The sequence below is a fragment of the Streptomyces sp. WM6386 genome (assembly GCF_000972385.1).
Taxonomy (GTDB): Bacteria; Actinomycetota; Actinomycetes; order Streptomycetales; family Streptomycetaceae; genus Streptomyces.
Genome location: NZ_JXTE01000060.1, coordinates 46,726 through 57,949 on the forward strand (window position 1 = coordinate 46,726; position 11,224 = coordinate 57,949).

The window sequence follows — 11,224 nt, forward strand, 5'->3', positions numbered from 1 at the left end:
ATGTTGGAACGGGGTATCCGGTTCCCGAGATCCGCTCCATCATGTAACCTGCACGAAATTTTGCGCACACGCAGAGGGCCAACGTCGTCCCTCGGCACGCAGATATGCCACTTGAGACGACGACGGGAGAGCCGATGCGTACGCCGCGCCAGCCGTCCCAGCACTCCGCGAATGGCCAGAAGTGGTCCTTCATGGATGCTCGCCCTGCTGCGCAGGGTATGTACGACCCCCGCAACGAAAAGGACGCCTGTGGCGTCGGTTTCGTGGCCACCCTCACCGGCGAGGCGAGCCATGCGCTGGTCGAGCAGGCGCTGACCGTTCTGCGCAACCTGGAGCACCGCGGTGCCACCGGCTCCGAGCCCGACTCGGGTGACGGCGCGGGCATCCTGACCCAGGTCCCGGACGCGTTCTTCCGCGAGGTGGCCGAATTCGAGCTGCCCGAGGCCGGTGCGTACGCCGTCGGTATCGCCTTCCTGCCGGAGGACGGCACCGAGGACGCCACCGCGCAGATCGACGCCATCGCCGCCGAAGAGGGACTCACCGTCCTCGGCTGGCGCGAGGTCCCGGTCGCACCCGGGCTCCTCGGCGCCACCGCGCGTTCGACGATGCCCGCCTTCCGCCAGCTCTTCGTCGCCGACGGCACCAGCAGCGGCATCGACCTCGACCGCAAGGCGTTCGTGCTGCGCAAGCGCGCCGAGCGCGAGGTCGACGTCTACTTCCCGTCGCTCTCCGCGCGCACCATCGTCTACAAGGGCATGCTGACCACCGGCCAGCTCGAGCCCTTCTTCCCGGACCTGTCCGACCGCCGCTTCGCCTCGGCCGTCGCCCTCGTCCACTCGCGCTTCTCCACGAACACCTTCCCGTCGTGGCCCCTCGCGCACCCGTACCGCTTCGTCGCGCACAACGGTGAGATCAACACCGTCAAGGGCAACCGCAACTGGATGGTCGCCCGCGAGTCGCAGCTCGTCTCCAGCCTGTTCGGCAACGACGACAAGGCCCTCGAGCGCGTCTTCCCGGTGTGTACGCCGGACGCCTCCGACTCGGCGTCCTTCGACGAGGTGCTCGAACTGCTCCACCTCGGTGGGCGTTCGCTGCCGCACTCCGTGCTGATGATGATCCCGGAGGCGTGGGAGAACCACGACTCCATGGACCCGGCCCGGCGCGCGTTCTACCAGTTCCACTCCACGATGATGGAGCCCTGGGACGGCCCGGCCTGTGTCACCTTCACCGACGGCGTCCAGGTCGGCGCGGTGCTCGACCGCAACGGCCTGCGCCCCGGCCGCTACTGGGTCACCGACGACGGCCTCGTCGTCCTCGGCTCCGAGGTCGGCGTCCTGGACATCGACCCCGCCAAGGTCGTCCGAAAGGGCCGCCTCCAGCCCGGCAGGATGTTCCTCGTCGACACCGCCGAGCACCGCATCATCGAGGACGACGAGATCAAGGCGCAGCTCGCCGCCGAGGCCCCCTACGCGGAGTGGCTGGAGGCCGGCGAGATCGAGCTCTCCGACCTGCCCGAGCGCGAGCACATCGTGCACACCCACGCCTCGGTCACCCGCCGCCAGCAGACCTTCGGTTACACCGAGGAAGAGCTGCGCATCATCCTCGCGCCGATGGCCAAGACCGCCGGCGAGCCGCTCGGTTCGATGGGCACGGACTCGCCGATCGCCGCGCTGAGCGAGCGCCCGCGTCTCCTCTTCGACTACTTCACCCAGCTGTTCGCGCAGGTCACCAACCCGCCGCTGGACGCCATCCGCGAGGAGCTCGTCACCTCGCTGCGTTCCTCGCTGGGCCCGCAGGGCAACCTGCTGGAGCCGACCGCCGCGTCCTGCCGGACCGTCACCCTGCCCTTCCCGGTCATCGACAACGACGAGCTGGCCAAGCTCATACACATCAACGCCGACGGCGACATGCCCGGCATGAAGGCCGCGACGCTCTCCGGCCTCTACCGCGTCTCCGGCGGCGGCGACTCCCTCGCCGCACGCATCGACGAGATCTGCGCCGAGGCCGACGCCGCCATCGACAACGGCGCCCGACTGATCGTCCTGTCGGACCGGCACTCCGACGCCGAGCACGCGCCGATCCCGTCGCTGCTGCTCACCGCGGCCGTCCACCACCACCTCATCCGCACCAAGCAGCGCACCGAGGTGGGCCTGCTGGTCGAGGCCGGCGACGTCCGCGAGGTCCACCACGTCGCCCTGCTCATCGGCTTCGGCGCCGCGGCGGTCAACCCGTACCTGGCCATGGAGTCCGTCGAGGACCTGCTGCGCGCGGGCACCTTCCTCGACGGCCTGGAGCCCGAGCAGGCGATCCGCAACCTGATCTACGCGCTGGGCAAGGGCGTTCTGAAGGTCATGTCCAAGATGGGCATCTCGACCGTCGCCTCCTACCGCGGCGCCCAGGTCTTCGAGGCCGTCGGTCTCGACACCGCCTTCGTCGAGAAGTACTTCAACGGCACGGCCACCAAGATCGGCGGCGTCGGCATCGACGTCATCGCCAAGGAGGTCGCCGCCCGGCACGCCAAGGCGTACCCGGCGTCCGGCATCGCGCCGGCCCACCGCGCCCTGGACATAGGCGGCGAGTACCAGTGGCGCCGCGAGGGCGAGCCGCACCTGTTCGACCCGGAGACGGTCTTCCGCCTCCAGCACTCGACGCGCACCAACCGCTACGACATCTTCAAGAAGTACACGGACCGCGTGAACGAGCAGTCCGAGCGGCTGATGACCCTCCGTGGACTCTTCGGCTTCAAGTCGGACCGCCCCTCGATCTCCGTCGACGAGGTCGAGCCGGTCTCCGAGATCGTCAAGCGCTTCTCCACCGGCGCCATGTCGTACGGCTCCATCTCCAAGGAGGCGCACGAGACCCTCGCCATCGCCATGAACCAGTTGGGCGGCAAGTCCAACACCGGTGAGGGCGGCGAGGACGCGGACCGGCTGTACGACCCGGCACGGCGGTCCAGCATCAAGCAGGTCGCCTCCGGCCGCTTCGGTGTGACCTCCGAGTACCTGGTCAACGCGGACGACATCCAGATCAAGATGGCCCAGGGCGCCAAGCCCGGCGAGGGCGGCCAGCTGCCCGGCCACAAGGTCTACCCGTGGGTCGCCAAGACGCGTCACTCGACGCCGGGCGTGGGCCTCATCTCCCCGCCGCCGCACCACGACATCTACTCCATCGAGGACCTGGCCCAGCTGATCCACGACCTGAAGAACGCGAACCCGCAGGCGCGGATTCACGTGAAGCTGGTCTCCGAGGTCGGCGTCGGCACGGTCGCCGCGGGTGTCTCCAAGGCGCATGCGGACGTCGTCCTCATCTCGGGTCACGACGGCGGTACGGGCGCGTCGCCGCTGACGTCCCTCAAGCACGCCGGTGGTCCCTGGGAGCTGGGCCTTGCCGAGACCCAGCAGACGCTGCTGCTCAACGGCCTGCGCGACCGCATCGTCGTCCAGACCGACGGCCAGCTCAAGACCGGCCGTGACGTCGTCATCGCCGCGCTGCTCGGTGCCGAGGAGTTCGGTTTCGCGACCGCGCCGCTCGTCGTCTCCGGCTGCGTCATGATGCGCGTCTGCCACCTGGACACCTGCCCGGTCGGCATCGCCACCCAGAACCCGACGCTGCGCGACCGGTTCACGGGCAAGGCCGAGTACGTCGTGAACTTCTTCCAGTTCATCGCCGAAGAGGTCCGCGAGATCCTCGCCGAGCTGGGCTTCCGCACCATCGAGGAGGCCGTCGGCCACGCCGAGACCCTCGACGTGACCCGCGCGGTCAACCACTGGAAGGCGCAGGGCCTCGACCTGGCTCCGCTCTTCTACGTGCCCGAGCTGCCCGAGGGCTCCGCTCTGCACCAGGTGATCGAGCAGGACCACGGCCTGGAGAAGGCGCTCGACAACGAGCTCATCAAGCTCGCCGCCGACGCCCTGGCCGCGTCCAGCGCCACCGACGCCCAGCCGGTGCGCGCCCAGGTCGCCATCCGCAACATCAACCGCACGGTCGGCACCATGCTCGGCCACGAGGTGACGAAGAAGTTCGGCGGTGCGGGCCTGCCCGAGGACACCATCGACATCACCTTCACCGGGTCCGCGGGCCAGTCCTTCGGTGCCTTCCTGCCGCGCGGTGTCACGCTGCGCCTGGAGGGCGACGCCAACGACTACGTCGGCAAGGGCCTCTCCGGCGGCCGGGTCGTCGTCCGCCCGGACCGGGGCGCCGACCACCTCGCCGAGTTCTCGACGATCGCGGGCAACACGATCGCCTACGGCGCGACCGGCGGCGAGCTGTTCCTGCGCGGCCGTACCGGTGAGCGCTTCTGCGTCCGCAACTCCGGTGCGCTGGTGGTCTCGGAGGGCGTGGGCGACCACGGCTGCGAGTACATGACCGGCGGTCACGCGGTGGTCCTGGGCGAGACGGGCCGTAACTTCGCGGCCGGTATGTCCGGTGGTGTCGCGTACGTCATCGACCTGGACCGCGACAACGTCAACGCCGGCAACGTGAGCGCCGTAGAGGCGCTGGACGAGGCCGACAAGCAGTGGCTGCACGACGTGGTGCGCCGCCACGCCGAGGAGACGGGGTCCACGGTCGCCGAGAAGCTGCTCGTCGACTGGGAGACGTCCGTGGAGCGCTTCAGCAAGATCATCCCCAGCACGTACAAGGCAGTGCTCGCCGCCAAGGCCGCCGCCGAGCAGGCCGGTCTCTCCGAGACCGAGATCACCGAGAAGATGATGGAGGCGGCGATCAATGGCTGACCCGAAGGGCTTCCTGAACCACGGCCGTGAGGTCGCCAAGTCCCGCCCCGTCGACGTACGCCTGAAGGACTGGAACGAGGTCTACGTCGCCGGCTCCCTGCTGCCGATCATCAGCAAGCAGGCCAGCCGCTGCATGGACTGCGGTATCCCGTTCTGTCACAACGGCTGTCCGCTGGGGAACCTCATCCCCGAGTGGAACGACTACGCCTATCGCGAGGACTGGGCGGCCGCGAGCGAGCGTCTGCACGCGACCAACAACTTCCCGGAGTTCACCGGTCGCCTCTGCCCGGCCCCCTGCGAGTCGGCGTGTGTGCTCGGCATCAACCAGCCGGCCGTGACCATCAAGAACGTCGAGGTCTCGATCATCGACAAGGCGTGGGACAGCGGTGACGTCGAGCCGCAGGCCCCCGAGCGGCTGTCGGGCAAGACCGTCGCGGTGATCGGCTCGGGCCCGGCGGGCCTGGCCGCCGCCCAGCAGCTCACGCGGGCCGGCCACACCGTCGCCGTCTACGAGCGCGCCGACCGCGTCGGCGGCCTGCTGCGCTACGGGATCCCCGAGTTCAAGATGGAGAAGCGGCACATCAACCGCCGTATCGAGCAGATGCGCGCGGAGGGCACCCGCTTCCGTACCGGTATCGAGATCGGCCGCGACCTCAAGGCGACCGACCTGCGCAAGCGGTACGACGCCGTCGTCATCGCCGCCGGTGCGACGACCGCCCGTGACCTCCCGGTCCCCGGCCGCGAGCTCAAGGGCGTCTACCAGGCGATGGAGTACCTGCCCCTGGCCAACAAGGTGCAGGAGGGCGACTTCGTGGCGCCCCCCATCACCGCCGAGGGCAAGCACGTCGTGGTCATCGGCGGTGGCGACACCGGCGCCGACTGCGTGGGCACCGCCCACCGCCAGGGCGCGGCCTCCGTCACGCAGCTGGAGATCATGCCTCGCCCCGGCGAGGACCGGGCGCCGAACCAGCCGTGGCCGACCTTCCCGATGCTCTACAAGGTCACGTCCGCGCACGAGGAGGGCGGCGAGCGGGTCTACTCCGTCTCCACCACCCACTTCGAGGGCGACGAGGACGGCAACGTCCAGTGGCTTCACCTCAGCGAGGTCGAGTTCATCGACGGCAAGCTGACCTCGAAGCCGGGCACGGAGCGCAAGATCCCCGCCCAGCTGGTCACTCTCGCGATGGGCTTCACCGGCACCGACCGGGAGAACGGTCTGGTCGAGCAGTTCGGCCTGGAGCTCGACGAGCGCGGCAACATCGCCCGCGACGCCGACTTCCAGACCAACGTCCCCGGTGTGTACGTCGCCGGTGACGCGGGCCGCGGCCAGTCCCTCATCGTGTGGGCGATCGCGGAGGGCCGCTCGGCCGCCCGCGGCGTCGACCGCTTCCTGACCGGTGTCAGCGAACTGCCGGCCCCGATCCGTCCGACGGACCGTTCCCTGATGGTCTGACGGTTCGTCAAAAAGCCTTAACCGGCTCATAGAACGTCCCGTACAAAGGCGTGCGGAACACTGACGGCGCCTGCCCTCCCAGTCCCCGACCGGACGGAAGGCAGGCGCCGTCGCATGCTCAGGAAGCGTCGAGCCCCTCGAACTCCACGGTGGCGTCCTCGGCGCAGGCGCCCACCCGGCCCTGGAGATGGGGGCGTTCGGCGTCGGTGAAGCTGGTAAGTCCCCGAGGGGGGCCTCCTAAGGCACCTCGAACGTCTCCCCGTACACCTGCCACGTCAGCGGCGTACCCAGGTCCAGCTTCCCGTCGTACAGGAACCGCCGCTGCGCGGTGTCGACGCGGGACGTGTCGATGTCCCCGTGTCTGGTGCGCATGGCCTCCTCGCGGACGTCGAGGAAGATGTCGAGGTAGGCCTTCTCGGAGCCGCCCTCGGAGGGCGGGTCGGCCTCGTGGATCGCGCGTTCGCGCAGGCCGTAGAAGCTGGTGGAGTTGGTGCCGGGGCCGTGGAAGACCATGGCGTCGTAGTAGATGAACTGACCCAGCGTCCCCAGGCCGTCGAGCTTGGCGAGGCGGACCGCGGGGTCGAAGTAGGCGCGGTCGCGTTCCTCGTCCTGGGCCCTGCGGAAGGCCGCCACCTCGGCCTCCGCCTTCCACGCCTTCGTGAAGCCGGGGTCCAGGCCCTCGTGGGAGTCCGTGCCGTCGACCTCGCGCAGGGCGGGCAGATAGCGGGCCAGACCGTTGTCCGGGTGGGCCTTCGTGTAGCGCTCGACCAGGGTGAGCAGATCGTTGGTCCCGGTGCAGAAGCCGATGATGCCGGCCGTGTAGCCCTGGCCGTCCCCGATGTCCTCGATGTAGCCATAGGCGGAACGCCAGTCGAGGGTGGAGTTCTCGGCGCTCGCCACGATCTGCTGGGCCAGCTCCTTCTTGGCGGGCGCGGACAGCCCGGCCGGCAGGGCGGCGATCGCCTCGTCGTCCGCCGCCTGTTCCTCCTCGGCACGGCTCTTGGCCTCCTCGCGCGCCAGCTGCGAGGCGGACACCGGCGGCCGCCCCGGGGCGTCGGCGGAGTCCGTGGGGGCGAGAAGCCAGGCCGCCGCCGTGATGACGACGGGAACGGCCGCGAACAGCACCACAGTCCTTGCTCGTCTCACCGGGTCAGCTCCGAGACCTTCGCGATCGCCAGGACCACGAGCAGCGCAACCAGCGCCACACAGGCGACCGTCTGGATCAACCCGCGCCGTGGTCCGCGGGGAGCATACGTGTACGCCAGTGTCACGGCGCCGCCCGTGAGCAGGCCGCCGAGGTGGCCCTCCCACGAGGTGAAGGCCGCGGAGGCCACGAGCCACACGAGCAGGAAGACCATGAGGCGGTTGACCGCCCCCATGTCCGCGCCCACGCGGCGGGCCAGGACGTAGTACGCCGCCCCCAGGCCGAAGATCGCCCCCGAGGCGCCGACGGCACCCTCGCCCGCGTCGGCGAGCAGGAGCACCGCGACCGAACCGCCGACCGTCGACAGCAGGTACAGCGCCAGATAACGGGCCCGGCCCAGCATCGGCTCCACGACCCGGCCGAGCTGCCACAGCGACCACATGTTCATCACGATGTGCATCAGGCCGAACGTTCCCTCGGTGGGCTCCAGATGCAGGAAGCCACTGGTCAGCAGCCGCTCCCACTGCCCCGCCACCACGCCCTCGGCGTGGAAGTCCGACGGGTAGGAGGACTGGTAGACGTAGTGGCCGCCGTCCGGGCCCACCAGACCGGCGGTCAGCATCGAGAACCGGTCCACGATCTCCGGGCGGATCACCTCACCGAGGTACGCCAGGACATTGAGCCCGATCAGGACGTACGTCACCAGCGGCACCGCCGACACCCGCCCGCCGACGACCGTACGGGCCTGGCGGACGGATCGCGCGCCCTCCTTCACGCACTCCACGCACTGGTGGCCGACGGCCGCCTCGCGCATGCAGTCCGGGCAGATGTACCGCTCGCAGCGGGTGCAGCGGACATGGGACTCCACCTGGGGATGGCGGTAACAGGTGGTGACGGCGGACTCGGGTTCCACGGCCGGCTCCTAGGGACAAGGGACGATCGATGAGCCGGTTGGTACGGCGGCGAACAAAATAGCGAACACCTGGGGACAGGGCGAGCGGCGGGCCTCCGGTGACGTACGCTCGGCACGTTCGAAGGGACGGCAAGGGGGAGCTCGGATGTCCGCGATCAGTCTCACCAAGGTCGAGGAGACCGCGCCCGCGCTGGTAAGCCTCTACAAGAGCGCAGGGGTCTCGCTGCGCAAGCACGGCCTGGACGGGCTGCGGGCCGCGGTCTACCTCGTCGTCGACTACTCCGGGTCCATGAAGCCGTACTACAACGACGGCAGTGTGCAGGCGCTCGCCGACCGGGTGCTGGGACTGTCCGCGCACCTCGACGACGACGGCACCGTGCCGGTGGTGTTCTTCTCCACCGAGGTCGACGCCGAGACCGAGATCGCGCTCGCCGACCACCAGGGGCGGATCGAACGGATCGTGGCCGGGCTCGGGCACATGGGCAAGACCAGCTACCACCTGGCCATGGACGCGGTCATCGACCACTACCTCGACAGCGGCTCGCGCGAACCCGCCCTCGTCGTCTTCCAGACCGACGGCGGCCCGATCAACAAGCTCGCCGCGGAACGGTACCTGTGCAAGGCGGCCAGGCTCCCGCTGTTCTGGCAGTTCATCGGCTTCGGGGACGCCAGGAGCAAGCAGTTCGACTATCTGCGCAAGCTCGACGAACTCGCCGTCCCGGACAAGCGGGCCGTCGACAACGCCGGGTTCTTCCACGCCGGCGCGGAGCCGCGGAAGGTGTCCGACACCGAGCTGTACGACCGGATCGTCGGCGAGTTCCCGAAGTGGCTGGTGGCCGCGCGAGCGCAGGGGATCATCCCGCCGGGCGCCTGAACCGGCCCTCCGCCGGGGCGAGTGCGCGGGAGTCCCTCGCGGGGCTGCGCTCGCCGTTGGCTTAGCCGCGTCGTCGTGCCACTCTGAAGGTGATCCGACGACGGAGGCGACGGCCTATGGACGGCGCGCGATCGGTGGACGAGGCGCGGGGACGGACCCCCGCGAAGGGCGAGAGGATCGCCGACTGGGCGGACGGGCGGCTCGGCCTGTACGGGCTGGCCAAGGCCAATATGCGCAAGGTCTTTCCCGACCACTGGTCCTTCATGCTCGGCGAGATCTGCCTCTACAGCTTCCTCGTCATCATCCTCACCGGCATCTATCTCACCCTGTTCTTCGAGCCCAGCGGCGTCGAGGTCGTCTACAGCGGCTCCTACGAGCCCCTCAACGGCATCGTGATGACCCGGGCGTTCGAGTCCACGCTCGACATCAGCTTCGATGTGCGCGGCGGGCTGCTGATCCGCCAGATCCACCACTGGGCGGCACTGGTCTTCGTCACCGGGATGCTCGTGCACATGATGCGGGTGTTCTTCACCGGTGCGTTCCGCAAGCCGCGCGAACTCAACTGGGTGTTCGGCTGGACCCTGTTGATGCTCGGCATCCTCACCGGACTGACCGGCTACTCCCTCCCCGACGACCTGCTGTCCGGCACCGGCATCCGCTTCGCCCAGGGCGCGATCCTGTCGGTCCCCATCATCGGGACGTATCTCTCCTTCTTCCTGTTCGGCGGGGAGTTCCCGGGCCACGACATCATCCCGAGACTGTTCCCGATCCATGTCCTGCTGCTGCCCGGGATCATGCTGGGCCTGGTGGTCGCGCATCTGATCCTGGTCTTCTACCACAAGCACACGCAGTACCCGGGTCCCGGCCGCGACGAGAGGACGGTCGTGGGAATGCCGCTCCTGCCGGTGTACACGGCCAAGGCGGGCGGCTTCTTCTTCCTCGTCTTCGGGGTGCTGGCGCTCATGGGCGGTCTCGCGCAGATCAACCCCGTGTGGGCGTTCGGCCCCTACCGTCCCGACCTGGTCACCACCGGCGCCCAGCCCGACTGGTATCTCGGCTTCTCCGAGGGCCTGATCCGGGTGATGCCGGGATGGGAGATCAGCGCCTGGGGCCACTCCCTGGTGCTGGGTGTCCTCATCCCCTTCTCGCTCTTCCCGCTGATCCTGCTGGCCATCGGCGTCTATCCCTTCGTCGAGGCATGGATCACCGGCGACAGACGCGAGCACCACATCCTGGACCGGCCGCGCAACGTTCCCGTGCGCACCGGCCTCGGCGTGGCCTGGCTGAGCCTGTACGTCGTCCTGCTGATCGGCGGTGGCAACGACATCGTGGCCACCCATCTGCATCTGTCCATCAACGCGATCACCTGGTTCGTGCGGATCTCCGTCTTCCTCGTGCCGGTACTCGCGTTCATCGTGACGAAGCGGGTCTGTCTGGGGCTTCAGCGCCGGGACCGGGACAAGGTGCTGCACGGCCGGGAGTCGGGCGTCATCAAACGGCTGCCGCACGGGGAGTACGTCGAGATCCACGAACCCCTCGCGCAGGACCAGCTGCACACCCTCACCCAGCACGAGCAGAACCCGCCGTACGAGATCGGACCGCTCGTCGACGCGAACGGTGTGCGGCGGCCGGTCACGGTCTCCCAGCGGGTGCGGGCGCGGCTGGCGTATGTGATGTTCGGGCCCGAGACGCGGATTCCCAAGCCGACGGCGCAGGAGTACCGGCAGATCAGCAGCGGCGACCCCCACTGAGGAGGACGGCGGCCCGGCACTCGTCCGGGCTGCCCCAGGCGGTCCGCAGGGCGCGGGCCTTGGTCAGCCACAGCGACAGGTCGCACTCCGCCGTGTACCCGATCGCGCCGTGCAGTTGGAGCGCGGTACGGGCGGTGGTGTACGCCGCCTCGCACGCGGTGACCTTCGCGGCGGCGACGTCCTCCGGGGCCATGGTCAGGGCGGCACCCAGGAGCAGGGGGCGGGCGAACTCCAGGGCGACCTCGGCGTCGGCGAGTCGATGCTTCACGGCTTGGAACGAGCCTATGGGCACGCCGAACTGGGTCCGCCGCTTCACGTGGGCGACGGTCTTGTCGAGGAGCGCGAGACCGACGCCG

General features: G+C 69.3%; 7 protein-coding genes. 4 read left to right on the forward strand and 3 right to left on the reverse strand.

All coding sequences use genetic code 11. The features are described 5' to 3' along the window. Positions 1–134 precede the first annotated feature (134 nt). Together gltB and TN53_RS30265 are read left to right on the forward strand one after the other, a co-directional pair. On the forward strand, positions 135–4,733 hold the full coding sequence (gene gltB, locus TN53_RS30260) for a glutamate synthase large subunit (protein WP_046261907.1): 4,599 nt from the start codon (positions 135–137) through the stop codon (positions 4,731–4,733). After that, positions 4,726–6,186, forward strand: coding sequence for a glutamate synthase subunit beta (locus TN53_RS30265; protein WP_046261908.1), 1,461 nt, complete (start codon positions 4,726–4,728; stop codon positions 6,184–6,186). The genes gltB and TN53_RS30265 overlap by 8 nt, the downstream gene beginning before the upstream one ends. Before the next feature lie 237 nt (positions 6,187–6,423). Here TN53_RS30265 and TN53_RS30270 read toward each other — a convergent pair whose 3' ends face one another. After that, a complete protein-coding gene (locus TN53_RS30270; RefSeq protein ID WP_046261909.1) occupies positions 6,424–7,332 on the reverse strand; it encodes a chitosanase in 909 nt (302 codons plus the stop codon). Further along, positions 7,329–8,243 carry a rhomboid family intramembrane serine protease gene (locus tag TN53_RS30275; protein WP_046261910.1) on the reverse strand — a complete coding sequence of 305 codons (915 nt, stop codon included), beginning with the start codon at positions 8,241–8,243 and terminating at the stop codon, positions 7,329–7,331. Before TN53_RS30275 ends, TN53_RS30270 begins: the two co-directional genes overlap by 4 nt. A gap of 145 nt (positions 8,244–8,388) precedes the next feature. On the opposite strand from TN53_RS30275, the gene TN53_RS30280 reads away from it, so the two are divergent. Both TN53_RS30280 and TN53_RS30285 read left to right on the forward strand, forming a co-directional pair. Further along, on the forward strand, positions 8,389–9,117 hold the full coding sequence (locus TN53_RS30280) for a vWA domain-containing protein (RefSeq protein WP_046261911.1): 729 nt from the start codon (positions 8,389–8,391) through the stop codon (positions 9,115–9,117). Positions 9,118–9,233: 116 nt separating this feature from the next. Next, complete coding sequence (locus tag TN53_RS30285; RefSeq protein WP_046261912.1) at positions 9,234–10,868, forward strand: cytochrome b; 1,635 nt, start codon at positions 9,234–9,236, stop codon at positions 10,866–10,868. Here TN53_RS30285 and TN53_RS30290 read toward each other — a convergent pair. Further along, positions 10,846–11,224, reverse strand: a 379-nt coding sequence (locus TN53_RS30290) for an acyl-CoA dehydrogenase family protein (RefSeq protein ID WP_046261913.1), incomplete at its 5' end; no start/stop codon positions are given. The genes TN53_RS30285 and TN53_RS30290 overlap by 23 nt on opposite strands.